General features: G+C 60.0%; 25 protein-coding genes. 16 read left to right on the top strand and 9 right to left on the bottom strand.

Features of this window, described 5'->3' with window-relative positions; genetic code table 11:
* Window positions 1-3: 3 nt before the first annotated feature.
* Window positions 4-660: a cytochrome b gene (locus tag K7H22_RS02375; RefSeq protein ID WP_330165823.1), complete on the bottom strand. Its 657-nt coding sequence runs from the start codon at window positions 658-660 to the stop codon at window positions 4-6.
* A gap of 214 nt (window positions 661-874) precedes the next feature.
* Here K7H22_RS02375 and K7H22_RS02370 point away from each other — a divergent pair, with 214 nt between their 5' ends.
* Genes K7H22_RS02370 through K7H22_RS02360 form a run of 3 tightly spaced genes read left to right on the top strand, consistent with a single transcriptional unit; the run spans window position 875 to window position 4,099 of the window.
* On the top strand, window positions 875-1,444 hold the full coding sequence (locus K7H22_RS02370; RefSeq protein ID WP_230799128.1) for a CDP-alcohol phosphatidyltransferase family protein: 570 nt from the start codon (window positions 875-877) through the stop codon (window positions 1,442-1,444).
* Window positions 1,445-1,476: 32 nt separating this feature from the next.
* Window positions 1,477-3,105: a sulfatase gene (locus tag K7H22_RS02365; RefSeq protein WP_230799127.1), complete on the top strand. Its 1,629-nt coding sequence runs from the start codon at window positions 1,477-1,479 to the stop codon at window positions 3,103-3,105.
* A 7-nt stretch (window positions 3,106-3,112) separates the two neighbouring features.
* On the top strand, window positions 3,113-4,099 hold the full coding sequence (locus K7H22_RS02360) for a lysylphosphatidylglycerol synthase transmembrane domain-containing protein (protein ID WP_230799126.1): 987 nt from the start codon (window positions 3,113-3,115) through the stop codon (window positions 4,097-4,099).
* Here K7H22_RS02360 and K7H22_RS02355 read toward each other — a convergent pair.
* Window positions 4,052-4,639 (bottom strand): DUF1285 domain-containing protein, encoded by a 588-nt coding sequence (locus K7H22_RS02355; protein ID WP_230799125.1) that lies wholly within the window; start codon window positions 4,637-4,639, stop codon window positions 4,052-4,054. The two genes, K7H22_RS02360 and K7H22_RS02355, sit on opposite strands and share 48 nt — an antisense overlap.
* Window positions 4,640-4,708: 69 nt before the next feature.
* Between K7H22_RS02355 and K7H22_RS02350 the strand changes: the two genes are divergently transcribed.
* The 4 genes from K7H22_RS02350 to K7H22_RS02335 are packed head-to-tail and all read left to right on the top strand — an operon-like array spanning window position 4,709 to window position 11,398.
* Entirely contained in the window at window positions 4,709-5,716 is a 1,008-nt protein-coding gene (locus K7H22_RS02350; protein ID WP_230799124.1) for an AAA family ATPase, read from the top strand.
* Window positions 5,713-6,591, top strand: coding sequence for a DUF58 domain-containing protein (locus tag K7H22_RS02345; RefSeq protein WP_230799123.1), 879 nt, complete (start codon window positions 5,713-5,715; stop codon window positions 6,589-6,591). Before K7H22_RS02350 ends, K7H22_RS02345 begins: the two co-directional genes overlap by 4 nt.
* Window positions 6,588-9,353: a DUF4159 domain-containing protein gene (locus K7H22_RS02340; RefSeq protein WP_230799122.1), complete on the top strand. Its 2,766-nt coding sequence runs from the start codon at window positions 6,588-6,590 to the stop codon at window positions 9,351-9,353. The genes K7H22_RS02345 and K7H22_RS02340 overlap by 4 nt, the downstream gene beginning before the upstream one ends.
* Complete coding sequence (locus K7H22_RS02335) at window positions 9,350-11,398, top strand: hypothetical protein (RefSeq protein WP_230799121.1); 2,049 nt, start codon at window positions 9,350-9,352, stop codon at window positions 11,396-11,398. Before K7H22_RS02340 ends, K7H22_RS02335 begins: the two co-directional genes overlap by 4 nt.
* A 4-nt stretch (window positions 11,399-11,402) precedes the next feature.
* Here the strand turns inward: K7H22_RS02335 and K7H22_RS02330 are convergent, their stop codons facing one another.
* Window positions 11,403-11,663, bottom strand: coding sequence for a hypothetical protein (locus tag K7H22_RS02330; RefSeq protein WP_330165822.1), 261 nt, complete (start codon window positions 11,661-11,663; stop codon window positions 11,403-11,405).
* 144 nt (window positions 11,664-11,807) lie between these two features.
* Window positions 11,808-12,527, bottom strand: coding sequence for a DUF599 domain-containing protein (locus tag K7H22_RS02325; RefSeq protein WP_230799119.1), 720 nt, complete (start codon window positions 12,525-12,527; stop codon window positions 11,808-11,810).
* 88 nt (window positions 12,528-12,615) lie between these two features.
* On the opposite strand from K7H22_RS02325, the gene K7H22_RS02320 reads away from it, so the two are divergent.
* The 6 genes from K7H22_RS02320 to K7H22_RS02295 all read left to right on the top strand — a co-directional run bounded on the left by K7H22_RS02320 (window position 12,616) and on the right by K7H22_RS02295 (window position 18,364).
* Entirely contained in the window at window positions 12,616-14,049 is a 1,434-nt protein-coding gene (locus K7H22_RS02320) for an FAD-linked oxidase C-terminal domain-containing protein (RefSeq protein ID WP_230799118.1), read from the top strand.
* A gap of 58 nt (window positions 14,050-14,107) precedes the next feature.
* Window positions 14,108-15,211: an FAD-binding protein gene (locus K7H22_RS02315; protein ID WP_230799352.1), complete on the top strand. Its 1,104-nt coding sequence runs from the start codon at window positions 14,108-14,110 to the stop codon at window positions 15,209-15,211.
* Complete coding sequence (locus K7H22_RS02310) at window positions 15,208-15,525, top strand: hypothetical protein (protein WP_230799117.1); 318 nt, start codon at window positions 15,208-15,210, stop codon at window positions 15,523-15,525. Before K7H22_RS02315 ends, K7H22_RS02310 begins: the two co-directional genes overlap by 4 nt.
* 1 nt (window position 15,526) lies before the next feature.
* Window positions 15,527-16,849, top strand: a complete 1,323-nt coding sequence (gene glcF, locus K7H22_RS02305; protein ID WP_230799116.1) for a glycolate oxidase subunit GlcF — start codon at window positions 15,527-15,529, stop codon at window positions 16,847-16,849.
* A 63-nt stretch (window positions 16,850-16,912) separates the two neighbouring features.
* Window positions 16,913-17,743: a trypsin-like serine peptidase gene (locus K7H22_RS02300; RefSeq protein WP_230799114.1), complete on the top strand. Its 831-nt coding sequence runs from the start codon at window positions 16,913-16,915 to the stop codon at window positions 17,741-17,743.
* A 141-nt stretch (window positions 17,744-17,884) separates the two neighbouring features.
* Entirely contained in the window at window positions 17,885-18,364 is a 480-nt protein-coding gene (locus K7H22_RS02295; protein WP_230799113.1) for an Hsp20 family protein, read from the top strand.
* A gap of 56 nt (window positions 18,365-18,420) precedes the next feature.
* Here K7H22_RS02295 and K7H22_RS02290 read toward each other — a convergent pair whose 3' ends face one another.
* Window positions 18,421-18,861, bottom strand: coding sequence for a YqaA family protein (locus K7H22_RS02290; protein WP_230799111.1), 441 nt, complete (start codon window positions 18,859-18,861; stop codon window positions 18,421-18,423).
* Between the two features lie 66 nt (window positions 18,862-18,927).
* On the bottom strand, window positions 18,928-20,406 hold the full coding sequence (locus K7H22_RS02285) for an NAD-dependent succinate-semialdehyde dehydrogenase (protein WP_230799109.1): 1,479 nt from the start codon (window positions 20,404-20,406) through the stop codon (window positions 18,928-18,930).
* A 78-nt stretch (window positions 20,407-20,484) separates the two neighbouring features.
* Between K7H22_RS02285 and K7H22_RS02280 the strand changes: the two genes are divergently transcribed.
* Window positions 20,485-21,279 carry an alpha/beta hydrolase gene (locus K7H22_RS02280; protein WP_230799107.1) on the top strand — a complete coding sequence of 265 codons (795 nt, stop codon included), beginning with the start codon at window positions 20,485-20,487 and terminating at the stop codon, window positions 21,277-21,279.
* 52 nt (window positions 21,280-21,331) lie between these two features.
* Here the strand turns inward: K7H22_RS02280 and K7H22_RS02275 are convergent, their stop codons facing one another.
* Together K7H22_RS02275 and K7H22_RS02270 are read right to left on the bottom strand one after the other, a co-directional pair.
* A complete protein-coding gene (locus tag K7H22_RS02275) occupies window positions 21,332-22,339 on the bottom strand; it encodes a P1 family peptidase (protein ID WP_230799105.1) in 1,008 nt (335 codons plus the stop codon).
* Window positions 22,340-22,387: 48 nt separating this feature from the next.
* Window positions 22,388-22,732, bottom strand: a complete 345-nt coding sequence (locus tag K7H22_RS02270) for a cupin domain-containing protein (RefSeq protein ID WP_230799103.1) — start codon at window positions 22,730-22,732, stop codon at window positions 22,388-22,390.
* A gap of 175 nt (window positions 22,733-22,907) precedes the next feature.
* On the opposite strand from K7H22_RS02270, the gene K7H22_RS02265 reads away from it, so the two are divergent.
* Together K7H22_RS02265 and K7H22_RS02260 are read left to right on the top strand one after the other, a co-directional pair.
* Window positions 22,908-23,174 (top strand): hypothetical protein, encoded by a 267-nt coding sequence (locus K7H22_RS02265; protein WP_230799101.1) that lies wholly within the window; start codon window positions 22,908-22,910, stop codon window positions 23,172-23,174.
* An 11-nt stretch (window positions 23,175-23,185) separates the two neighbouring features.
* Window positions 23,186-23,851 carry a DUF1523 family protein gene (locus K7H22_RS02260; protein ID WP_230799099.1) on the top strand — a complete coding sequence of 222 codons (666 nt, stop codon included), beginning with the start codon at window positions 23,186-23,188 and terminating at the stop codon, window positions 23,849-23,851.
* Here the strand turns inward: K7H22_RS02260 and K7H22_RS02255 are convergent, their stop codons facing one another.
* On the bottom strand, window positions 23,852-24,724 hold the full coding sequence (locus tag K7H22_RS02255) for a dimethyl sulfoxide reductase anchor subunit family protein (protein WP_230799097.1): 873 nt from the start codon (window positions 24,722-24,724) through the stop codon (window positions 23,852-23,854).

Genomic DNA, 24,724 nt, shown 5'->3' with positions numbered 1-24,724 from the left:
TGATCAGTCCTTGCGGGGCCACATCCGCTCGAACACCCCGTCACGTTTTATCAAGGCATGCTGCAATGCTGCGCCGATATGCATGGCAACAAGAATGACCAGCGCCCAAGCGCCTGCGTAGTGCAGCGACTTCGCCGCATTCGCCACGGCATCCGACTTGGGAAGCAAGGTCCCAATTCCCATCGCGTCCAGCAACTCGATCGGGAAACCACCCGAGCGAACACGCACGTAGCCCGAGATCGGCATAATCACGATGAGGGTGTACAGAAACGCATGTGTCCAGAAAGCGACGCGCCGCTGCCAGAGTGGCAGGCCCTGCGGCAATTTCGGTGGCGGGTTGCGCCAACGGTAAAGAAGACGCGCAGTCACAAGAAGCCCGACGATGACACCAGTGTTTTTGTGGAATATAAAAAGGCTGTTTTGAAGGGATCGCCCCAGCCCCTCCTGCACCATCAGGGCGCCGACAGGGATCATGGCCAAAACGAGTGCTGCAACAGTCCAGTGCAGCCAGCGCGCAGGTGCCTTGTAATGATCCTGTTGCAGCTTCATGCCTTCCTCGGTATCCCCAACAACAGCAAGTAGTCGGCCAAGGCCCACGGTCAAGTTTTGCGCAATTTGGGCTTCGCTATAGCCCGCGCAGCACCAGCCGTTTCCAGCCATCTTGACTGCGCTTGCAGGGCTCTATCTTTGCTGGATGAACAACTTGCCGCAAATGGCCAACTCTTTCGGAAATATCGCCGTTTTGCGGCCTAGAACCGGTCTTTTGCTCGGTTTTTCGGCGACTCTTGCCGTCATGTGCGGGCTGCATGTTGTTCTGTTTCCCGCAGAACCGGAAGCTTTCTTCGCCTTTGCGCTGTTCATAACGGGGTCGTTATTGCTGTGGGTCAAGCTGCCGGTGCATTACCCGCACCCGCAGTTCGGGGCTTGCAACACCGTGACCCTCCTGCGCGCGGGCCTCGGCGCAAGCCTTCTTACGCCACTTCTTACGGGCGATACGGCGACAGCGCCAATCGGTGATTGGGCTGTTGTCGTTATCTCTGCCTGTGCCTTGTCGCTCGATGGCGTGGATGGCTGGTTGGCGCGACGCAGCGGGCTGGCTTCCGCCTATGGCGCGCGCTTCGATATGGAAGTCGACGCCGCCCTTGCTTTGATCCTCGCGCTGCATGCCTTTGCGGATGGTATGGTCGGGCCGATTGTTCTGGTTCTGGGGTTGATGCGCTATGCCTTTGTCGCATCGTCCTATTCGTTTTCCTGGCTCTCGGCCCCGTTGCCCGACAGGTTCGGGCGCAAACTGGTCTGCGTCGTTCAAATTGCCGCGCTGATCGCCTTGCAACTGCCACTTCTACATGAGGCACTGGCGCAGTGGATCGCTTTTGGCGCAGCGCTGGCCCTGATCTGGTCCTTCGGGCGCGACACGATCTGGCTCTGGAGGCACAGGCCGTGATGTCGGTAACGCCTCGCAGGGTGGGAGCAGCGATGCTTGCAGCACTTGTGCTGCATCTTGTCCTGATCCAGCCAAACCACCCTGCGGCCATGACGCCCGCGGCATTGTTTGTTCTGGCTCTGGAATGGCCTTTGCTGCTTCTGACTTTGCCGGTGATCGGTGACGGCCGGATCGGACGCTTGATGCGCGCGACCCTTGTAGCGGTTCTAGTGGTGATCGTCTTCCTGAAATCTGCCGATTTCGCGATGTTCACTGCTTTCACGCGGGGCTTCAATCCGGTGGGCGACATGCCGCTGATCGCAGCAGCTTTCAGGCTGACGATGGGATCAATCGGCTTGGTTGCGGCTATCGGGGCGGCTGGCGCGACCATCCTCGGCGTTGTGTTGGTTGCTGCCGTTCTGTGGTGGGCCATGGGTGTCTGGGCCCGTCTGCCGCTACCGCGCCCTGCGCGGATCGTTGCGGGTGGCGGCGCAGTTCTGGCGCTGGGTCTCGCGGTGGCCGATATCGGCTCTATCATGGCGCGATGGCCCATTCCGTTCAATCCGCCCGGCACAGCGTTCACCGCCCGCGTCGGGGTCGAGCGTGTTGCGATGATTGGCAGGACCCTTGGCGATCTGCGGGCGTTCAACGAACTGGCGCGAAACGACCCCTATGCTGACCGTGCCGATTTGCTGGACAGGATCGACCGCGACGTTCTGGTGCTGTTCGTCGAAAGCTATGGCCGCACCAGTATGGATACTCCTTTCTACGCGGACCAGCATCGCCCATTGCTCAGTGATGCGACCCGCAGGCTGGACGGTCTAGGACTCGAGATGCGCTCGGCCTTTCTGACGTCGCCTACGCGCGGGGGGCAAAGCTGGCTGGCCCATGCCACATTTGCCAACGGTATGCGTGTTGACGGGCAGGCGCGATATCAGGCGGCTATGGCCAGCGGGCGCGAAACATTGTTCCACATCGCAGCGCGCTCCGGTTTTCACACCGCTGCCGTGATGCCAGCAATTACGCTGGACTGGCCCGAATCCGCGTTGATGGGGTTTGACACTGTCTTGCCCGCGAAAGATCTGGGATATCGCGGATTGCCCTTCAACTGGGTGACCATGCCCGACCAGTTCACGTTGGCAGCTATAGATCGGCTGTTGCGCGATGAACCTTCCGGTCGCAACCTCTTCGCGCAGGTGGCGCTGATCTCGTCCCATGCGCCATGGGTGCCGATCCCGCAACTGATCCCGTGGGAGGATATCGGCGACGGCACCGTCTTCAACGAGATGGCACAGTCCGGAGACCGCCCTGATGTTGTCTGGCGTGATCACGACAGGGTGCGCGCCCAGTACCGTCAATCCATCACCTACGCGCTGGAAACTGTCGTGGAATACGCCGCGCGTCATGCCGCGAATCCGCCCTTGATCATTGTGCTCGGTGATCATCAGGCGGCAGGCTTCATCGCATTGGACGAGCGACCTGATGTGCCCGTGCACCTGATCGGCCCACCCGACCTGCTGGACAATATCGCTGACTGGGGCTGGACGTCGGGTTTGATCCCCGCCAGCGGCGCGCCCATTCTTCCGATGGAGGCAATGCGCGACATGATCCTTGATGCTTTCACAACGGAACCGCCTGCAGGGGCCAACCTGTTTGGCATCACACCGGTCAACGGAGGGTAGTCGCGCCATGACCCGCCCTCGCTTCATGCAAGCCTTGCGTCTGGTCGTGACGCTATCGATCCTTTTCCTGTTATGGCAGAGCTTTGACGGTGCTACGGCTATGTCGTTGGTTGTTTCGGCTGATCCGCTCTGGCTGCTGGCGGCCTGCGCTGCGTTGACAGGGCAGACGGTTCTATCCGCCTTGCGCTGGCGTTTGACCGCGCAGCATCTGGGGCAATCGTTCCCTGTAGGGCACGCAGTGCGAGAATATTATCTGTCGTTACTGGTAAATCAGTCCCTGCCCGGTGGTGTCGTGGGTGATGCCAGCAGGGCAGTCCGCGCGCGGCACGAGGCGGGATTGAAGCGCTCAGGGCAAGCCGTGGTATTCGAGAGGCTGGCAGGGCAGTTGATGCTCTATCTCGTGACGATTGCAGCGGTCACCTATGTCTGGATCACCGCGGTTGAGCCGGCCTTGCCCGGTTGGGTGCTGCGAATGATCGCTCTTGCTGCACTGGGGATGCTGGTTGCAGCGATCAGTCTGTGGTGGATGGGGCGGGGTGAGAATGCCTCCTCTCGTCAGCTTGGTGACTGGACCGCAGCATTCGCCAGCGCTGTGCTGGCACCTGATGTGCTGCCGCGTCAGGTCATGCTGAGCCTTGGAACCACGCTTCTGAACTTGCTGGCTTTTGCCCTTTGCGCGCAGGCAGCGGGCACAACCCTGCCATTGACGGGTGTTATGATCATTGTGCCGCTGATCTTGTTCACCATGTTGATACCGATCTCGGTCAGCGGTTGGGGCTTACGTGAAGGGGCCGCTGCCGCGCTGTTTCCCGTCATTGGGGCGACGGCAACCGAGGGCTTTGCAGCCAGCGTCGCATTCGGTGTGATGTTTCTGGTCAGCACGCTGCCGGGCGTGCCCTTTCTACTGATGCGCTCAACATCCGATCTGGCCTCAACAGGCTCTGATTCAGGGCAAATCGCCGGCAGGGATCATCCCGAAGAAAGCCCCTCCTGACCAAATACCAAACCACGACAGCCCATCGACATCATGCTCGGTGCCAAGCTCGGCCAGACGGTAGAAGCTTTTGCGGTCTATCAGCGCCTCAAGCCCGTCCCTTACCATGACATAGGGCGAAGGCTCGCCGGTATCCGGGTCGCGCACAAAGCGGAGCGGTGTTTCCGGTCCAGCAGTGACGCTGTCGCCCACATTGGTGTGGAATGTCAGTTGTTGGTCGTGATCCGTGCCGGTTGTATCGAAATCAACGGCAACGAAAGGCGCGTCATCAACGGTGATCCCGACCTTTTCAACCGGCGTGACAAGGAAATACTTGTCACCATCCTTCCGGAGAATGGTCGAGAACAGTCTGACCAGACCAGGCCTGCCAATAGGCGTTCCCTGATAGAACCATGTGCCATCCCGTGCGATCCGCATGTCCAGATCGCCACAAAAGGGCGGGTTCCACAGATGCACAGGGGGCAAGCCCCGCCCTTTGGCTGCCTTCACAGAGGCAGCAATGCCTTCTGCAGAAGGGGTCACGATCATTTGTCCGCTCATTGCTTTTGCCATTTCCCTTTCGCGCGATACTATCATCATAAAGACATAGTTCTCAAAGGAGGGATTGTCATGTCCGATCACGCCGATCTGGTCGCAGGTATCGAGGCGCTTGAGGACAAGCTGGCGCAGGCAAGGGCCTCGATCACCCGACGTTTTATCGGGCAGGAGCGGGTCGTCGACCTGACTCTGTCGGCCCTTCTATGCGGCGGGCATGGCCTTCTGATCGGTTTGCCCGGTCTGGGAAAAACCCGATTGGTCGAAACGCTGTCAACCGTGATGGGCCTGAATGGAAACCGTGTGCAGTTCACGCCCGACCTGATGCCCGCAGATATTCTCGGCTCCGAGATACTCGAAACAGATTCTGAAGGTCGCCGTGCGTTCCGCTTTGTGGAAGGTCCAATTTTCTGCCAACTTTTGATGGCGGACGAGATAAACCGCGCCAGCCCGCGCACGCAATCTGCCCTGCTTCAGGCGATGCAGGAACGGCGTGTTACGGTGGCTGGGCAAGATCGTCCCTTGGGCAAGCCGTTCCATGTGCTTGCGACACAGAACCCCATTGAGCAGGAAGGCACCTATCCTCTGCCCGAAGCGCAGCTTGACCGTTTTCTGGTGCAGATAGACGTAGAATATCCCGACCGCGCGACCGAGCGTGATATCCTGATCGCCACCACCGGCGTCGCCGAGGAAGAGGCGCACGAGGTCTTCAGCGAGACCGAGTTGCTTGAGGCACAGACATTGCTGCGCCGGATGCCTGTGGGCGATGCCGTGGTGGAATCGATCCTTGATCTGGTGCGCGCCTTCCGTCCCGAAGATGCAACCGCCGATGACCGTGTGCGCCAGACCGTGGCTTGGGGCCCTGGTCCGCGTGCGGCGCAGGCGCTGATGCTTACTGTCAGGGCGCGCGCCTTGCTTCAGGGTCGTCTGGCCCCCTCGGTTGAGGATGTGGTTGCAATGGCGCGTCCGGTGCTGACACATAGGATGGCCCTGAATTTTGCCGCCCGCGCCCGTGGCGACACCCTGACTGGCCTGATCACCGAAACGGCCACCCGCATCACGCGGATTGAGGCGGCTGCGTGAACTATCCCCTGACCCTGCGCGCAAGAGCCGAGGCCGAGGCGGCACGGTTTCCACCGCTTCTGGCACGGGCCGACCATTTGGCAGGCACCGTGCTTCTGGGGGAGCACGGTCGCCGTCGTGCGGGACAAGGGGATGATTTCTGGCAGTACCGTCCTGTCCAGCAAGGCGATCCGGTGCGAATTATCGACTGGCGCCGCTCGGCACGCGGTGACACGCAATTCGTGCGCGAACGCGAATGGCAGATAGCCCAAAGCGTTATGCTCTGGGTTGATCAGGCTGCGTCGATGCGCTTTACATCAGACCCCAACCTGCCTGAAAAGACCGATCGGGCGCGCCTTCTGGCGCTGTCTGTCGCTGTACTTCTGGTGCGTGGCGGTGAACGTGTCGGGTTGACTGGAACAACCCTGCCGCCGCGCCGTGGCAACGCCCAGTTGCTGCGCCTGGCCGAGATGTTCTCGAAAGATGACGACGCCGACTACGGCATCCCCGAAGCGCGGGCGATGATACCGCTAGCACGGGCGATGTTCGTATCCGATTTTCTGTCCGACATTGCACCAGTGCAGGCGGCGCTGACCAAAGCGGCGGATCGCGGTGTGCGCGGCGTGTTGTTGCAACTGCTCGATCCCTCGGAAGAAGCATTTCCTTTTCAAGGCCGTACGATCTTTGAAAGCGTAGGTGGCACAATCGCGCATGAAACCCTGAAAGCGGGCGATCTGCGCGGCCGGTATCTGGACCGCCTGACGGAACGCAAAGCAGCCTTGGCAGATCTGTGCGCGGCAACAGGTTGGCAGTACCAGTGCCACCATACCGATGCCTCGGCGCAATCCGCGCTTCTGCGGATCTGGCGGGCACTGGAACGGGGGGCGGGCACATGATGTTTGGACCCATCGGTTTTGCAGCGCCGTGGCTATTGCTGGCTTTGCTGGCCCTGCCGATCCTGTGGATTATCTTGCGTGCTGTCCCGCCCGCCCCGATCCGCCGCCGTTTTCCTGCGGTGGCACTGCTGTTGGGGCTGAAGGATGATGAAACGGTTACGGATAGAACCCCGTGGTGGCTGTTGCTGCTGCGGATGCTGGCTGTTGCGGCCGTGATTATCGGGCTGGCCGGTCCGGTGCTCAATCCGCAAGCCGATCGCGACGTCGGAACAGGCCCTGTTCTGATCGTCATGGATGGCGGTTGGGCTGGCGCGCAAGACTGGAACAGTCGTGCCGAACTGGCAGACCGGTTACTGGCAGAAGCTGGACGCGAGGGGCGCACGGCGGCGGTTCTGCGTTTGACTGCGCCCGAGGAACCCGCCTTCCAGTCTGCCGAACTCTGGCGCAGCAGGTTGGCGGGGCTGGCCCCGCAACCCTGGCAGGCAACACCCGAGATGGTTGCACGTGCTGTCGAACTCCTGCCCGAAGGCGGCTTCGAGACACTGTGGTTCACCGACGGGCTGGCATTTGATCAGCGCGATGAGCTTCTAGAAGCCTTGGAAAGCCGCGGCCCTGTGCGTGTATTTGCTTCAGGGCGCAGCCCGCTTGCGCTGTTGCCTGCGGTCTATCAGGACGGTGTGTTGGAACTTTCCGCTCGCCGCGCTGGACAGGGGCCGGAACAGGAACTGAGCATCGCGGCTCACGGACTTGATCCCGCAGGCGTCCCGCGTATTCTGGCTACCTTGCCGCTGGTTTTCGACAGCGGCGAAACTGAGGCTCTTACCGAGGCCAGCCTGCCCGCCGAATTGCGTGCCCGTATTACCCGTTTCGAGATCGAGGGCCTCCGTAGCGCAGGGGCTGTGGTTCTGTCAGATGACAGTCTCAGCCGTCGCGAGGTTGCGCTGGTCGCCGGTCGTGCGGATCGCGAGGGGTTGGAGCTGCTCTCGCCGCTGCACTATCTCCGTCAGGCGCTGGAGCCGAATGCCGATCTGCTGGAGGGTGGCGTTGCCGATGTGCTGCCTGCCAATCCCGATGTCATCATTCTTGCCGATGTAGCTACCTTGTCACCATCCGAGGAAGTGTCGCTGCTGGAATGGATTGATGGTGGCGGATTGTTGCTGCGCTTCGCTGGACCCCGCCTTGCTGCCAGCGAAGTCAGCCGGACCGAGGAAGACCCCTTGATGCCTGTGCGTTTGCGTGCGGGCGGCCGGTCGGTTGGCGGCGCCATGAGTTGGGGTGATCCCAAGACCTTGGCCCCATTCAACGAAGACAGTCCGTTCTTCGGCCTGCCGATCCCCTACGATGTGACGATCTCGGCGCAGATCATGGCGCAGCCTGATCCGACCTTGGCCGACCGTGTCATTGCACAACTGACGGATGGCACGCCGCTTGTCACCCGCAAGACCATCGGTCAGGGGCAGGTTGTTCTTGTACATGTGACGGCCAATGCCGAATGGTCCAGCCTGCCGCTTTCGGGCCTGTTTGTGCGGATGCTCGACCGTCTTGCGGTATCGTCGCTGGGGCAGGGGATGGAAGCCGACGAGTTGGAGGGTACGATCTGGCAACCGGTGACTGTGCTTGACGGTTTCGGCCGTGTGCAGGACGCACAGACCTTGCCGGGTGTCGATGGCGCTTTGCTTTTGTCGCAACCGCTTGGCGCTGATCTGCGTCCCGGTCTCTATGATGGCGGGGATCGCCGTATTGCCCGCAATGTCATGACCGCCGAAAGTGTACTGACCATGGCGACATGGCCCGCGCGGATTCCGGTTGAAGGGTTGGCGCGTCCGACGGAAACTCCGTTGGCTGGTTATCTTTTGGCGACGGCTCTGGCTTTGCTTCTGGCCGATGTGATTGCCTCGCTTGCTTTGTCGGGGCGCTTGCTGCGCGCGCGCGGTGTGGCGGCGCTGCTGGCGGCAGTCATGCTGCTACCACAGGACGCGGTGGCGCAGCAGGGAACGTTAGCCGAAGACGAGTTTGCCATCGCGGCAACATCCGAATTGCGACTTGGCCATATCCTGACCGGCGATGCGCGGCTTGATGACATGGCGCTTGCAGGGTTGCGCGGCCTGTCCGAGACATTGTTTTTCCGAACTTCGGTCGAGCCAGCAGAACCGATGAGCGTCAATCTCGAAACCGACGAGATCGGCCTTTTCCCTTTCCTCTACTGGCCGATCACACCCGATCAACCGACGCCATCCACCGAAGCCTATGAAAAGCTGAACCGCTTTCTGCGCTCTGGCGGGATGATCCTGTTCGATACCCGCGATGCCGATGTGGCCGGATTTGGCGCTGCCAGCCCAAATGGACGAAAGTTGCAGCAACTGGCCGCACCGCTGGATATTCCAGCATTGGAGCCGATCCCCGAAGACCACGTGATCACGCGGACATTTTATCTGCTGCAGGATTTTCCGGGCCGTCACATGGCCCGCGATGTCTGGGTCGAGGCGTCACCGGCTGATGCCGAAAGGATCGAAGGCATGCCGTTTCGCAACCTAAATGACGGTGTAACGCCGGTCGTGATCGGTGGCAATGATTGGGCTGCCGCTTGGGCTTTGGATAACCGCGGCAATGCCCTGTTTCCGGTGGGCCGCGGCTTTGCCGGTGAAAGGCAGCGCGAACTGGCCTATCGTTTCGGGATCAATCTGGTGATGCATGTGCTGACAGGTAACTACAAATCCGATCAGGTCCATGTGCCCGCGCTTCTGGACAGGTTGGGTCAATGACGGGACAGATTATCTTTGACCCGCTTCTGCCTTGGCTGATTCTGGCTATTCTTGGCGGTATTGTCCTGTTGGCAGCGGGACTTGCTCTTGCGCGTGGCCTGAAGGGCTGGTCCCTGCGCTTTCTGGCAGGCGCCGTCGTTCTGGCGGCCTTGTCCGGTCCAAGCTGGCAGGAAGAAGACCGTGCGCCATTGTCCGATATTGTGCTGATGATGGTAGACGGCTCGTCCAGCCAGGCACTGGGTGACCGCGCTGAAAGAACTACGACCGCCGCCGATGCTCTTGAGCAGCAACTTAAATCGCGGGCCAATACCGAGGTGCGCCGGATCGAAGTGCCTGACGGCGACGGGGATAGCGGCACCTTGTTGATGACAGCTTTGAACGATGCGCTGGCGCAAGAGCCGCGCGGACGTATTGCGGGGATCGTGGCGCTGAGTGATGGGCATATACATGACATGGACCGGGCCCCCGATCTGCCTGCCCCTTTGCATCTGCTTCATACCGGCCTGCCCGATGACTGGGACCGGCGTCTGATTGTCGAGAATGCACCGGCTTTCGCTATTCTGGGCGAACCTGTGACTCTGACCCTGCGGATCGAGGATATGGGCGCCCTTCCCGAAGATGCGACCTCGGCACCGCTTGATATCTCGGTCGATGGCGCAGAGCCGCAGCGCTATGATGTCGAGATCGGGCGGTCCTTTGAATTACCTGTGACGCTGCCCCATGGCGGGCGTAACGTGATCCAGTTCACGGTTCCCGAAGCCGAAGGCGAATTGACAGATCGCAACAATACAGCCTTGGTGCAGATTAACGGCGTGCGTGACCGGTTACGCGTGCTTCTGGTATCAGGGCAGCCGCATGCCGGCGGGCGAACATGGCGCAACCTGCTGAAATCCGACAGCTCGGTTGATCTGGTGCACTTCACCATTCTACGTCCGCCAGACAAGCAGGATGGGGTGCCGGTCTCGGAATTGTCCCTGATCGCTTTCCCCACGCGCGAACTGTTTATGGAGAAGATCGAGGATTTCGATCTGATTATCTTTGACCGCTACAAACGGCGCGGAATCCTGCCCTCGCTCTACCTTGAGAATGTGGCGGAGTATGTCCGTAATGGTGGTGCCGTTCTGGTCGCCGCAGGACCTGATTTCGCAACAGCGGCCTCTCTCTATCGCTCGCCGCTATCAACCGTCTTGCCGGCGCGCCCGACAGCGCGCGTGATCGAGGAAGGCTACGTGCCCGAAATAACCGATCTGGGGCAACGTCATCCTGTGACAGCGGGTCTCGCGCCCGAAAGTGACGAACCATGGGGCCGGTGGCTGCGCCAGATTGATCTTGAGACAGAGCGCGGCAATGTTGTGATGTCCGGTGTGGACGACCGCCCCCTGCTGATCCTTGACCGTGTCGACGAGGGGCGCATCGCGCTTCTGGCTTCTGATCAGGCATGGCTCTGGGATCGTGGCTATGAGGGCGGTGGCCCTCAACTGGAATTGCTGCGGCGCCTTGCCCATTGGATGATGAAGGAACCCGAACTCGAGGAAGAGGCGATATGGGCCGAGGCTGTCGGTCAAAGGATGCGAATCATCCGGCGGACGCTCGAAGACAGCGCAGGCCCTGTCACGGTGATAACGCCAAGCGGTGAAGAGGTTGAGGTGCCCTTGACCGAGATCAGTCCCGGGCGGTTCGAGGCAGAATATGAAGGGCCTGAAATCGGGCTTTATCGTCTGGAAAACGGTGATCAATCTGCGGTTATCGGTCTTGGCCCTGCCGCACCCCGCGAGTTTGAAAGGACCATAGCCACCGGCGACGTGATGCAACCCGCGATCGACAGTTTCCGCGGTGGTGTCCTGCCCCTGGTCGAAGGCCTGCCGTCAATCCGCGAGGTCAGCGCGGGACGCCCTGCCGCAGGTCGCGGTTGGATCGGTCTGACCCCGCGCGAGGCTTTCGAGACACGTGATCTGCGCCAGACGCCATTGCTTCCGGCTTGGCTGGTCTTGCTGCTGGCCTTAGCACTGATCGTGGGAGCTTGGCTGCGCGAGGGGCGTCGCTAGGCGTTCAACGCTCAAGGACGACCCTTGTTATCTGATCCGACCATCCGTCACGTGCGCATCTGGTGCGGATGAAAACTTCTTTCGTACCGTCGGGGATCATCACATTGTTCAGGCTGCGGGTGAAGGGTTGCTCGTTCACATGGGGATGCAGCAACTGGCGCCAGCCCAGCCTGTTGCCTTGGCTGTCCTGTATTTCCCAGCCATCGGCGAAATGGTCCCAGCCGGAATCAGGGTGGCTAATGGTGACTTCAAAGCGCCAGCCCATTCCTGCCAGTCCCGTCGTTACGCCAACCACAGCAGGAGAGTCTGCGCGAACCTGCAAAGCGGAAAGCAGCAAGGCTGCCAGGGGTAAGATTGTGGAATGTGTGATCATGGTGTGTATCTAGCAGTCCGAAGCATGAAAGAGGCGTCACGTCTGCGTGTAGCCCAAACCGTCGGTTTGTTGTGTCAGAATCGCACGGGATTGGGATGCGAACTCGCGCCGCCACAGCACAGCCAACGTGACCAGCGTTGTCAGGACGAGAGGCCATGCGCCGACGAGCCATGCCGCACTTGCCAATGCAAAATAGACCGAGCGCAGACCGCGATTGAAACTGCGCGCCGCGGTGATGTTGACCTCGGCAGCTTTGGAGGCCCTAGGAAAGGCGCTGGGATCGTCGGCTTCGTTGGGCACAGCCGCAATCAGGATCGCGCAATACCCGAACAACCGGTGCGACCAGACGAATTTGAGGAAGGCATTGGACAGCAGGAACAGGGTCACCAGCAGCTTGACCTCCCAGACGAAAATCGGGTCGCTGGTCATTGTCAGATCGCTGGCCACTCCTTGCAGTCTTTCGGCATTGCCGACCAGTGCCAGACCGCCGCCGATGGCGATCATTGTTGCAGAGGCAAAGAAGGAGGCCCCCTGACGCAGCGTGCTCAGCACTTGCGCGTCAAACATCCGTGTCTGGCGGCTGACCATCATCCGCATCCATTCGCGCCGGTATTCGGCCATCAGGATCGATACGGACGGACGTCGGCCCCCCAAGGCCTCGATCCGCCACCCGATCAGGAACCAGCCCCCGAACAAAAGGGCAAGTCCCGCAATATCCAGCGGTCCGAACAATCCAAGGCGGTCCATCCATGTCATAGGCGAATCCTAACTGGTCACATCGGCACTTGCCAGATAGGATAAATTGGTTATATTTTTTTACCAATACGCAGGAGGAGCATCATCTATGGACATGCCGACCCCGAATCCCGTTATTCTGGCCAAGAAACCCCAACTGGTCGAGCGTTTGTTGCGCGTGCTGCCTCGGGATGCGGTTATCCATCTTGAGGCCGAAACCCGCGCCTATGAATGCGATGCCCTGACGGCCTATCGTTGTCCGCCGATGGTGGCGGTTCTGCCATCCACCACGCAGGAAGTCTCGGATATCCTGCGGATCTGCCACGAGATGGGTGTGCCGGTCGTGCCCCGCGGGTCGGGCACGTCGCTGGCGGGGGGCGCATTGCCGACAGCCGATTGTCTGATCCTTGGCGTGGCCCGTATGAATGCTGTTCTCGAAACCGACTACGAGAACCGGTTTATTCGCGTTCAGTCAGGCCGCACAAACCTGAGCGTGACGGGCGCGGTACAGGAAAGCGATTTCTTCTATGCGCCCGATCCGTCCAGCCAGTTGGCCTGCGCGATTGCGGGCAATATCGCGATGAATTCGGGCGGGGCGCATTGCTTGAAATACGGTGTAACGACCAACAACCTGATGGGTGTCACGATGGTGCTGATGGATGGCACCGTGGTCGAGATTGGCGGCGCGCATCTGGATGCCGGCGGGCTGGACCTGTTGGGTGTCATCTGCGGGTCCGAGGGTCAGTTGGGCGTCGTGACCGAAGCAACCTTGCGTATCCTGCGAAAGCCCGAGGGCGCGCGCCCCGTCTTGATGGGTTTCGACAGCAACGAGGTGGCGGGCGAATGTGTCTCGGACATCATCAAGGCCGGTGTTCTGCCGGTGGCAATCGAGTTTATGGACCGCCCTTGCATCCGCGCAACCGAGGCGTTCGCCAAAGCGGGCTATCCCGATTGCGAGGCGCTGCTGATCGTCGAGGTGGAAGGCTCGGATGCCGAGATTGACGAGCAGCTTGACAAGATCATCGCCATTGCACGGCGGCACCATCCTGTCGAGCTGCGCGAAAGTAAATCCGCCGATGAAAGCGCGCGTATCTGGCTGGGGCGCAAATCGGCCTTCGGGGCGATGGGACAGATCAACGACTATATGTGCCTGGATGGCACGATCCCCGTTAGCCAACTGCCCTATGTGCTGCGCCGGATTGGCGAGATGAGCAAGGAATACGGGCTGGACGTGGGCAATGTGTTCCATGCCGGTGATGGCAATATGCACCCGCTGATCCTGTTCGATGCCAACAAGCCTGGTGATTTGGAACTATGCGAGGCGCTGGGCGCCGATATCCTCAAGCTGTGTGTGGAAGTCGGCGGTTGTCTGACCGGCGAACATGGCGTGGGGATCGAGAAACGCGATCTGATGGTGGATCAATTTGCGCCCGACGATCTGGACATCCAGATGGCGGTCAAGGATGTATTCGATCCGCAATGGCTGCTGAATCCGGCCAAGGTTTTCCCGCTGGCCGCATCCGACGCGCGGCGTGCGGCCTGACAGAAGAACCGGGGGGCCAGCCCCCGGTCGCCCGGAGTATTATGGCGAGATGAAAATGATCACACCCCGGACCGAGGCCGAGTTGGCAGAACTGATTGCAGGTGCCAAGCAGCCCATGCAGGTGATCGGCGGCGGGACACGTTCTGCGATGGCGCCGCGCGCGGATATTCTGACGTCGCGGGGCCTGTCAGGGATTTCGCTTTACGAGCCGGGATCGCTGACCTTGGTGGCACAAGCTGGCACCGCGCTGTCGGATATCGAAGCGGCGCTTGAGGCCGAGGGTCAATGCCTGCCATTCGAGCCAGTCGATCATCGCGGATTACTGGGAACAAGCGGCACACCAACCATCGGCGGGGTTTTCGCGGCCAATGTCAGCGGGCCGCGCCGGATCCAGGTTGGCGCTGCGCGTGATTTCCTGTTGGGTGTGCGCTTTGTGGACGGGTCGGGCCGCATCCTCAAGAATGGTGGGCGGGTGATGAAGAATGTCACCGGCTATGATTTGGTCAAACTGATGGCCGGCTCAAAGGGGCGGCTCGGCGTGCTGAGTGAGGTTGCCCTCAAGGTGCTTCCGCGCACGGAAGTGGTTTGCACGCTGGTCATCGTGGGTCTGGACGATGCCGCGGCAGTGCGCGCCATGGCGCAAGCGCTCGGCTCTCCCTACGAGGTAAGCGGTGCCGCGCATTGGCCTGGACAAGGAACATTCCTGAGGATCGAGGGATTTGCCGGATCAGTCGCCTATCGCGCAGAGAAATTGCGCGGAATGCTGGGCGGAGACATTGAGCAAAGCGTTGAGGTGTGGCCAAAAATCCGCGACGTATCTCCCTTTCACGGTGTTGCGGGCGATATCTGGCGGCTGTCGGTCAAGCCCAGCGATGCACCGGGGATCGTGGCCCGCTCGGGGGCCGAAGCGGCGCTTTATGATTGGGGCGGTGGTCTGGTCTGGCTGCGTATGGCCCCCGGAACAGACCTGCGCACACGGATCGCGGGCTTTCAGGGTCATGCGACATTGCTGCGGGCCGATGAGCAGACATTGGCACGCCTTCCTGTGGAGCAACCGGAATCGCCTACTATTGCCGCCCTGAGTGCCGGTATCCGCGCCAAGTTTGACCCGCGCGGAATTTTTGCGACAGACACGGATATGATACGGGCTATCGTATCATGATTTTGATCATCATCGTGCCTGTCGTGGTCGCCATTTCACTTTGCATGCTACAACCGGGGCGGCAGGCTGCGGCTGGCATCGGTATTGCCACTGCCTTGCTGTCGATCCTCTGGGTCGCCTCGGGCGGAGAACAGGATCAGGGCCTGACGAGCACCTATGCGCTTATGGCTGCCCCGGGTGTCGCTCTGGCGGCGCTTGCCCATCTCACCCATCGTATCCTTGGCGCGAAGTTGCCGGTCTGGGGCTATGCTTTGGCGGCAGTTGCGGTTCTTTTTGCGATTTCGGCCTTCTTGCGCGCACTGACGGGGAATTGACATGCAAACGACCTTTACACCCGAACAGCTTACGGACCCAGCTATTGCGCGTTCGAACCAGATTCTACGGTCCTGTGTGCATTGCGGTTTCTGCACCGCCACTTGTCCGACCTACCAGATCCTCGGCGACGAATTGGATAGCCCGCGTGGCCGCATCTACCTGATCAAGGACATGCTGGAAAACAGCCGCGTGCCGGATGAAAAGACGGTCAAGCATATCGACCGTTGCCTGTCCTGTCTGGCCTGCATGACGACTTGCCCCTCGGGTGTGCATTATATGCACCTTGTCGACCATGCCCGCGCCTATATCGAGGAGCACTACAAGCGCCCGCTTGGTGACAGGCTGTTGCGCTGGGTTCTTGCACGTATTCTGCCATATCCGATGCGTTTCCGTGTGGCGTTGTTGGGGGCCAAGATCGGGCGGCCGTTGGCACGGCTTATGCCGGACGCGCGGTTGCGCGCCATGCTCGAGATGGCACCGAAGGGCATCCCTCCGGTCAGCCGCAATGATGATCCGCAGACATTTGCCGCACAAGCGCCCAAACGCAAGCGCGTGGCGTTGATGACAGGTTGCGCCCAACGCGCGTTGAACACAGATATCAACGATGCCACCATCCGTGTCTTGCAAAGGCATGGCTGCGAAGTGGTAATTGCCGAAGGGCAGGGATGCTGCGGGGCTTTGACCCATCATATGGGCAAGGAAAAGGAAAGCCATGCGACAGCCGCACGCAACATCCGCGCTTGGGCCGCCGAGATGGACAAGGGCGGTTTGGATGCCATCGTAATCAACACGAGCGGTTGCGGCACGACCGTCAAGGATTATGGCCATATGTTCCGCAACACCGATCTGGCGGTTGATGCGGAAAGGGTTTCGGCGATCGCAAAGGACGTGTCCGAGGTATTGATCAGCCTTGATCTGCCCAGGGGCGACAACAAGGGGATGACCGTGGCCTATCACGCGGCTTGTTCGCTGCAACACGGCCAGCAGATCAAGACATTCCCCAAAGACTTGCTTAAGCAGGCGGGGTTTACGGTGGTCGAACCCGCTGACAGCCATCTTTGCTGTGGTTCTGCCGGTACGTATAACCTGATGCAGCCAGCAATTTCCAAACAGTTGAAGGATCGCAAGGTCCAGACCCTTGAGGCACGCAACCCTGATGTGATCGCTGCTGGAAACATCGGTTGCATGATGCAGATCGGATCAGCCACGCAAGTACCGATTGTGCACACGGTCGAGCTTCTGGACTGGGCAACAGGTGGTCCACTGCCCCCTGCTTTTACAGCCCAAGGAAAAAACCAGCCGAAGATCCCTATTCTTCGCTGAAAACAGTCGCAATTTGGCCGGAATTCGATCCTATCTGGGTATCAGGACTTTCGAGGAATTATGATGCCGCGCGGATTGAGCTTTGCCATCGGATTGTTTTGCGCCCTTCTATCGGTTGGCGTGACCAAGGCGACAGCGCAGGAGACCAGACTGACGCGTCTGGATACAGGCGATCAGACCCGTGGTTGGGAGGCCGTTGGCCGTCTGGATATCGACGGGCGGGGCTTTTGCACCGGCGCGCTGATTGCGCCCGATCTGGTTCTGACAGCGGCCCATTGTCTTTTCGACCGCAGCACTGGTGAACGGATCGACCACAGCAAGATCGAATTTCGCGCTGGCTGGCGAAACGGCCGCGCCGAGGCCTATCGCTGGGTGCGCCGTGCGGTTATCGATGCGGATTACACCTTTGACGGCGATGTTGTGTCGCAGCGGGTGCGGAACGATGTCGCGCTACTTGAACTACAGCAACCGATCCGGACAACCACTGTCGTGCCCTTTTTGACAGATGCCCGTCCACGCACGGGGGATCGCGTTGGCGTTGTGTCCTATGCCTTTGATCGGGCCGATGCGCCCTCACTTCAGGAAATGTGCGCTGTCATGGGGCAGCAAGAAGGCGTGTTGATCATGTCCTGTTCCGTCGATTTCGGATCATCCGGAGCACCGATTTTTTCGTTCGGGCCCGATGGCGTGCGGATTGTATCGGTCGTTTCGGCCAAAGCCGAAGTGCGTGGCGCCAAGGTCGCTCTCGGCACCCAGTTGCAAGAACCACTGGACCGCTTGAAAGCGCAGCTTGCCGAAGGCGGGGGCGTTTTTTTGCATGCCTCGCCCGACGCGAACCGCGTGACTCCGGGCGGTGTTCAACGCGATACTGGGGCCAAATTCGTCCGGCCATAATGCGTGCCCAACCCTGCCCTTGAAAGCAGCGAATTTCTTTCCCACATCTGGAATACCGAGGCGCCACTCAAGGGCCTTGGGACGTTTGCCTGTCCCTTTGGGAAGGCTTTGACTTGGTATCGCTCAGATGGAGGATAACCCATGCGAAACTATGATCTTGCACCGCTTTACCGTGCAACCGTCGGATTTGACCAGATCGCGGACCTGATGGACCATGTCTTTACCAGCGATCTGCCGCAGCCGACATATCCGCCCTACAATATCGAAAAGACGGACGAGAATGCCTATCGCATCTCGCTGGCCGTGGCCGGTTTTGCCGCAGATGACCTGACGGTCGAGGTGCGGGAGAACGCGCTTGTCGTCGCGGCACGCAAAGGCGAAGAGGTCGAGAAAGGCCGCACCTACCTGCACCGCGGAATAGCTACCCGTGCATTCGAGCGGCGTTTCACGCTGGCCGATCATGTGCGTGTCACAGGCGCCAGCCATGCCGACGGGATGCTGCACATTGATCTGAAGCGCGAGATCCCCGAGGTGTTGAAGCCCCGTCGCATCCAGATCGCAAACGCATCGGCTCAGAACGCGACCGACAAGGATGTGCTCGAGGCGAAAGCCGTTAACTGAGGCCTTCACACCTATCCAGAAGCGGGTCTGCGGAGATGTTCCGCGGACCCTTTTTATCAACTGGCCCAAAAACTGTAGCCACCCGCCACCGCAATGTATCGTCCTGCTTTACCAAGACCGACCAGAACGATCACAAGTGCCAGCCGTGCACGCATGGCACCGGCAACAACGGTCAACGGATCGCCGATCACCGGCACCCAGGCAAAAAGCAGGGTCCATTTGCCATAGCGTGCATACCAAGATTCGGCTTTGCCATACTGGTCAGGCGAAACCGGAAACCAGCGTTTATCCCGAAACTCTGCCGCATAGCGGCCCATGCCCCATGTGACGATGGACCCGATCAGGTTGCCTGCAATCGCCACCAGCACCAAGGTGACGGGATCGCCAATACCTGTCACCAGAAAGCCGACTAAAACCACCTCGGACGATCCGGGCAGTAGCGTGGCCGAAGTAAAGGCGCTGACGAACAGCGCGACATAGGCAGCGAGCGGTGTCATTGGCGCCTTTTGGCGGCGGCACGATCAACGCGCCGCTGCTTGTTGTTGGGTGGGTTTCCCCGTCGGTTACACGGACATGCAGATGTATTTCATCTCGAGATAATCCTCGATCCCGTGGCGGCTACCCTCGCGGCCAAGGCCTGATTGCTTGACACCGCCAAAGGGCGCGACCTCGGTCGAGATGATGCCTGTATTCACGCCGACAATGCCGTATTCCAAGGCTTCCGCCACTTTGTAGACGCGACTCAGGTCGCGGGCATAGAAATAGGCGGCAAGGCCGAAGATCGTGTCATTGGCCAGATCAATCACCTCGTCCACATCGGTGAATTTGAAAAGCGGCGCGAAGGGGCCAAAGGTCTCTTCGGTTGCGACGATCATATCGCGAGTCGCGCCGGTAACAATTGTAGGAGGCAGGAAGTTGCCCGGCCCCTGCATTGGATCGCCACCCATGATGACCGTACCGCCCTTGGCAGTAGCATCTGCGACATGGCTTTGCACTTTCTTGATGGCGGCTGCATTGATCAACGGCCCGAGAGTTGTGCCCGCCTCAAGCCCGTCACCGACCTTGAGCTTGCCCACGGCCTCTTTCAGCTTGGCGGCAAAGGCGTCATAGATACCGGCCTGTACGTAGATTCGGTTGGCGCAAACGCAGGTTTGCCCGTTATTGCGGAACTTGCACATGATGGCACCTTCCACGGCGGCATCCAGATCAGCATCGTCGAACACAATAAACGGCGCGTTGCCGCCCAGTTCCATCGAACATTTCATCACCTGATCCGCAGCCTGACGCAACAGGATGCGTCCCACGTTGGTCGATCCGGTAAAGCTGAGCTTACGCACCGTGGGGTTTTCGCAGAATTCCTTGCCGGTCTCGGACGCATCCGTCGTTGTCACGATATTCAGAACGCCGGCGGGAATGCCTGCGCGTTCCGCCAGCACACCCATCGCCAGCGCCGATAGCGGCGTCAATTCAGACGGGCGCGCGACGAACCCACAGCCTGCGGCCAATGCGGGTGCCACCTTGCGGGTGATCATCGCTGTCGGAAAGTTCCACGGGGTGATCGACGCAGCCACACCGATCGGTTGCTTGATCACGGTGATGCGCTTGTCGCGCTGGTGGCCGGGAATGGTCTCGCCATAAATACGCTTGGCCTCTTCGGCAAAGAATTCGATAAACGCGGCACCATAAGCGATCTCGCCCTTGGCCTCAGCCAGCGGCTTGCCCTGTTCGGCCGTCAGGATCATGGCCAGATCATCGGTATTCTCGACCATCAGATCAAACCAGCGGCGCAGGATGATCGCCCGCTCCTTGCCGGTATGCTTGGCCCATTCAATCTGCGCTTTCTGGGCAGAGGTGATGGCCTGCGCCACCTGCGCGCGGCTCAGATCGGCGACGTGGGCGATGACGTCACCGCGAGCAGGGTTTGTGACTTCAAAAGTCGCCCCTGTCTCGCTATCGACCCATTTGCCGTCGAGATAGGCTTTCTCGGCCAGCAGGGACGGGTCATTGAGCAGGGATTTCAGGTCTGTCTTGCTGTCCAGCATGGCGGATCCTCCAATTATCAGGTGGCATAGGCAAAGCATCTGGCGCTAGGCTTGTCCAGAGCAGGACGGAGAAAGTGAATGACGGATCTGGATGATGCCTATGCCAACGCGGCCTATATTCCGGGGGCTGCCGACTACCCCCCGCGCTGGGCACGCGCCGCGGAAGGCTTGCGCGAAGGCCTGCTGGAACAGGGATTGGCGGATCTTGATCTGTCTTATGGTGACAGCGCGCGCCAGCGACTCGATCTGTTCTATCCGGCGGGTGACGCCAAGGGGCTGATGGTCTTCGTGCATGGCGGATACTGGCTGCGGTTCGACAAAAGCATCTGGTCGCATCTGGCAGCCGGCGCACTGTCACGGGGGTGGGTGGTTGCCATGCCCTCTTATGACCTTTGCCCTGCGGTGCGGATCGCGGATATCACGCAACAGATCGCGCAGGCGATCACCACGGCAGCGGCCATGGTGGCAGGTCCGGTTGTGCTGTCAGGCCATTCCGCAGGCGGACATCTTGTGGCGCGCATGCTGCAGCCGGGTTTGTTGCCCGACGCTGTTGCGGCGCGGTTGCAGCATGTCATGCCGATCTCGCCTGTAGCAGACCTTCGCCCGCTTTTGCGGACGAGCATGAATAACGATTTCCGTCTGGATGAAGCCGGAGCAATCGCCGAAAGCCCGGTGTTGCTGGATCATAGGTTGCCTGTGCCGGTGACGGTCTGGGTCGGTGCCAAGGAACGCCCCGTTTTTCTGGATCAGGCGCGCTTGCTTGCCGAAGCTTGGGGTTGCGCGCATGTGGTGGACAAGGGCAAACACCATTTCGATGTGATCGACGCGCTGGCAGATCCCGAAAGCGGGATGGTGCAGCACCTGCTTGGTTGAGCATCGCTGGAAGAATGAGTGTTTAGGACAAGATGATCGTGGCCTTGCGAGTCTAATTCTGCCCGAAACGGTCCTGCCAGCTGGGTTTGGTATCGTCCGGCAAAGACTGTGCCGCATGGATTGCCCGCGCAATGGCACGGGCCATACAGGTCGCTGCTGCATGACCCAGTGCCAGAGCGTCGGCAGTCGGGTTTTCCAGGGGACGCGTCCCCATGGCTGCGGCAAAGATCAGGTCGCCATCCATCGGGGTATGGGCCGGCACCAGCGCGCGAGCAAACCCGTCATGGGCTGCGGTTGCCATGCGCGTGCATTGCGCCTGCGTCAAGTCCGCATCGGTGGCGACAATGCCGATGGTCGTGTTGGCGTGGCTGGCCAGCTTGGTCACGGGGATATGCGGATCGGGATAGTGATGCGCGACGCCCAGCCCGCCGAACTCGTTGCCCATCTCGAATGGGGCGGCCCAGAAATGCGGGCTATCGCCCACTGTGGCCGAGCCCAGCGCGTTGACGGCAACAAGCGCGCCGACGGTATGGCCCGATGGTAAAACTACAGAGGCCGAACCGAGACCTCCGCGTAGGTTTGCGGTGATCCCGCCGGCACCAGCGCCAATGCTGCCAAGGTCGAACTGCGAACCTGCCTGCGCGAGCGCTTGCCGTCCCAATGCTTTGTAAGGGTTGTCCTGCCAGTCTTTCGCGCCGCCATTGTTCAGATCGAACAGGATTGCTGCAGGCACGATCGGCACTTTATGGGCACCAACGGCAAAGCCGCGCCCTATAAGCCGTAAGGCATCGGCGACGCCGGACGCCGTATCAAGCCCGAAGGCCGAACCACCTGACAGAACCAGTGCATCAACCTGTTGCACCGTCTTGTCTGGCGCTAGCAGGTCTGTCTCGCGTGTGCCGGGTGCGCCGCCCATCACATGAACGCCCGCGGTAAAAGGCGCATCGGCCAGCAGGACTGTCGCGCCGGTCTTTATGGTTGGATCGGTGGCATTCCCCACTCTCAGACCAGCGACATCCGTGATCAGGTTGAGCGGACCGGTGCGGGTCGTTATGGTCATAAAGGAACCTTCATTGTTGCTGCATAGTCTTGGACGGCATCGGACAGATCAGAGGCGGATGACAAAATCCTTGCGGGTTGTCTCGACCACCTCCCATGTGCCCTGAAAACCTGGGCGCAAGACAAAACTGTCACCGGCTTTCACTGTGACCGGTGCGCCGCCATCCTCGGTCAGGATCGAGACCCCTGACAGGATGCGGCAATACTCCCATTCGCCATAGGATATCCGCCAGCATCCGGGCGTGGATTCCCAGATGCCGCAGTAAAGCCCGTCGCGATCTTCGAGTGTCCATGACGTGAAGACCGGGTCACCCGCGATCACGCGGTCGCCAGCGGGACGCTCGACATCAGCCTCGACGCTGTCGGGTGTTGCGGAAAAAAACAGATCTGACATCGGGACCCCCTGTAGTTTGAAAGCAGGCTAATGCGGTAGGGACAATAGGTGCAACCGTATTCACCGGTCACGTGCTAAACGCTTGAAATTCGGGCTTATCGTGCTCAGGTGGAGATAGCGGGTGTACCGGATGTTTGATTGGGGCATGATGCTGCGGTGACATGGGGAATTGGGGATGCTGGCACTGGCAAGATTGATCATAGTAGGCTTCATTGTCCTGACAGTGGTTTACATTTCGCTGTCGCTCTATTCCCGTTCTGTCCGCAAATCCAAGCTGCGACAAAAATGGGATGAGGATATCCGGCGTGGAGATCGCAACGCCTATGTCCGGCGTGGCCTCAAGATCTATGACCGCTCGTTGCGCCGCAAACTGCTATGGGGTGTGTATGTGGTTCCTGTTGTGACGATCGCCGTGGTGATCTATCTGGTGAATTTCACCTGAAGGGAAATGTAATGGTTTACGTGAAATGGACGTTCATCGGGGTTTTCTGGCTGCTGGTCGGATCATTTCTGCATTACACGCTGCCGCAGCATGATGTTGCGCGGATCACCGACACCTATCTTGAACGTATCGACTTTGGCGAGAATTCTATCTTCTGGGCCAATGCCCAGACGGGCGATGCTGTGAACCCGCAGAACCGTGATGTCTTTTTCATTCAGACTTTTCGCACCAATGACAAACCGATGATCTATCGCAACGAGGATACAGGATGGGGTTGGCCACCCTATTTCAAGTTCAACACCTCGAACCTTCAGGCACAGGCCGCCGATCTTGAAAGCCGGTCGACCAGCGGGCAACAAGCGCAATGGGTTGTGATCCGGCATTATGGCTGGCGCAACGAATTCCTGTCGATCTATCCCAATGCGATCAAGATCTGGCGTGTCGACAGCCCCGATGTCACGATCATTCCGTGGATCAACATCACGATCCTCACATTGCTGGCGGCAGTCTCATGGGCCATCTGGGTTCGCTGGCGTCGCTTTCGGCGCGCGCGGATTGACCCAGTTTTAGAGGATATCGGTGACTCGTTCGAGGCTGCAACCGATCATGTGGTTGACCGGCGCGGAAAGGTGCGGCGGTGGTGGGATGGCATGCGCGGCAAGACCTCTGCGCGCTGATCAGCGTTTGCCATAATAGAGGCCGACAACATGTTCGGCCTCGGCAAAGAACAGCCAGCGCGAGGCCAGAATGCCTGTAATATGGCTCAGCACGGCCAGCAGACCCATCCAATGACTGAACGTGACAAGCAGGAAGGCCAGAGGCAGCGCATAGCCCAGCACAAAGGCGATGATCCGCAGCTTGAACGCGTGTTTGCGGCCAACCACATAGACCATCTCGCGCAGCAGATAGTTCGGGCCGGTATGTGGCGGCTCGAACGCGCTAACACGCCCGATATGGCCAAGCCCCGTTGCGCTGGCCATCGTTGTGCCCGCATCCGAAAAGGCACGGTCGCCGTGCCACCACCACGCCAGTTGCAACAGGCCCGCCATGCCAATCAGGAGCAGCGCCCAAGTAACCTGCCCTGCCAGCAAAGCACCACCGCCCAGCGACAGAGCCAGATACAGCGCGGGTGTGAGCGGGCTACGCCAGCGGGGAACGGTTTTCATCTGTGCGTAGATCATCGACGTGGTCAGCACAGTCATCAGCGACAGGGCCGCGCCCAGCCATCCAATGGGTATCCAGGATGCCGCGAAGAATACCCGACCGATAGCATAAAGCCCCATGACCGCAAGTGCCGCAACGGCACCGACCGCCTCGCGGCTCAGCCAGCTTGACCGCCACTGCGTGAAGGCCAACAGCGCGCGTTCAGGGTGCCCAAGATGGAATGTGGACGCGATCAGACCTGCACCGGCCAAGACATATGCGATGGCAAAGAATACAAACGCCACCAGCCCCGTTGATCCGGGCATACCGATGCCCAGCCAGAACATCAGACCGAAGCCAAGACCTGACAATGTCGAGAAGGCGATGATTGAGGGGGCAGGATACAT

This window comes from Seohaeicola saemankumensis, assembly GCF_021021435.1.
Lineage (GTDB): Bacteria > Pseudomonadota > Alphaproteobacteria > Rhodobacterales > Rhodobacteraceae > Seohaeicola.
Note: the sequence above shows the minus strand (reverse complement) of the source record. Positions and strands in the feature narration are given on the sequence as shown.

What these genes read in the sequence shown, in the direction of transcription:
- K7H22_RS02290 (WP_230799111.1), bottom strand. Translation starts at nt 18,861, where the DNA reads ATGACACCGCTCGCTGCCTATGTCGCGCTGTTCGTCAGCGCCTTTACT.
- K7H22_RS02330 (WP_330165822.1), bottom strand. Translation starts at nt 11,663, where the DNA reads ATGGGCTGGCGCTTTGAAGTCACCATTAGCCACCCTGATTCCGGCTGG.
- K7H22_RS02270 (WP_230799103.1), bottom strand. Translation starts at nt 22,732, where the DNA reads ATGTCAGATCTGTTTTTTTCCGCAACACCCGACAGCGTCGAGGCTGAT.
- K7H22_RS02340 (WP_230799122.1), top strand. Translation starts at nt 6,588, where the DNA reads ATGATGTTTGGACCCATCGGTTTTGCAGCGCCGTGGCTATTGCTGGCT.
- K7H22_RS02285 (WP_230799109.1), bottom strand. Translation starts at nt 20,406, where the DNA reads ATGCTGGACAGCAAGACAGACCTGAAATCCCTGCTCAATGACCCGTCC.
- K7H22_RS02335 (WP_230799121.1), top strand. Translation starts at nt 9,350, where the DNA reads ATGACGGGACAGATTATCTTTGACCCGCTTCTGCCTTGGCTGATTCTG.
- K7H22_RS02365 (WP_230799127.1), top strand. Translation starts at nt 1,477, where the DNA reads ATGCTTGCAGCACTTGTGCTGCATCTTGTCCTGATCCAGCCAAACCAC.
- K7H22_RS02265 (WP_230799101.1), top strand. Translation starts at nt 22,908, where the DNA reads ATGCTGGCACTGGCAAGATTGATCATAGTAGGCTTCATTGTCCTGACA.
- K7H22_RS02320 (WP_230799118.1), top strand. Translation starts at nt 12,616, where the DNA reads ATGGACATGCCGACCCCGAATCCCGTTATTCTGGCCAAGAAACCCCAA.
- K7H22_RS02375 (WP_330165823.1), bottom strand. Translation starts at nt 660, where the DNA reads ATGGCTGGAAACGGCTGGTGCTGCGCGGGCTATAGCGAAGCCCAAATT.
- K7H22_RS02325 (WP_230799119.1), bottom strand. Translation starts at nt 12,527, where the DNA reads ATGACATGGATGGACCGCCTTGGATTGTTCGGACCGCTGGATATTGCG.
- K7H22_RS02300 (WP_230799114.1), top strand. Translation starts at nt 16,913, where the DNA reads ATGCCGCGCGGATTGAGCTTTGCCATCGGATTGTTTTGCGCCCTTCTA.
- K7H22_RS02280 (WP_230799107.1), top strand. Translation starts at nt 20,485, where the DNA reads ATGACGGATCTGGATGATGCCTATGCCAACGCGGCCTATATTCCGGGG.
- K7H22_RS02355 (WP_230799125.1), bottom strand. Translation starts at nt 4,639, where the DNA reads ATGAGCGGACAAATGATCGTGACCCCTTCTGCAGAAGGCATTGCTGCC.
- K7H22_RS02350 (WP_230799124.1), top strand. Translation starts at nt 4,709, where the DNA reads ATGTCCGATCACGCCGATCTGGTCGCAGGTATCGAGGCGCTTGAGGAC.
- K7H22_RS02310 (WP_230799117.1), top strand. Translation starts at nt 15,208, where the DNA reads ATGATTTTGATCATCATCGTGCCTGTCGTGGTCGCCATTTCACTTTGC.
- K7H22_RS02360 (WP_230799126.1), top strand. Translation starts at nt 3,113, where the DNA reads ATGACCCGCCCTCGCTTCATGCAAGCCTTGCGTCTGGTCGTGACGCTA.
- K7H22_RS02255 (WP_230799097.1), bottom strand. Translation starts at nt 24,724, where the DNA reads ATGTATCCTGCCCCCTCAATCATCGCCTTCTCGACATTGTCAGGTCTT.
- K7H22_RS02295 (WP_230799113.1), top strand. Translation starts at nt 17,885, where the DNA reads ATGCGAAACTATGATCTTGCACCGCTTTACCGTGCAACCGTCGGATTT.
- glcF (WP_230799116.1), top strand. Translation starts at nt 15,527, where the DNA reads ATGCAAACGACCTTTACACCCGAACAGCTTACGGACCCAGCTATTGCG.
- K7H22_RS02260 (WP_230799099.1), top strand. Translation starts at nt 23,186, where the DNA reads ATGGTTTACGTGAAATGGACGTTCATCGGGGTTTTCTGGCTGCTGGTC.
- K7H22_RS02275 (WP_230799105.1), bottom strand. Translation starts at nt 22,339, where the DNA reads ATGACCATAACGACCCGCACCGGTCCGCTCAACCTGATCACGGATGTC.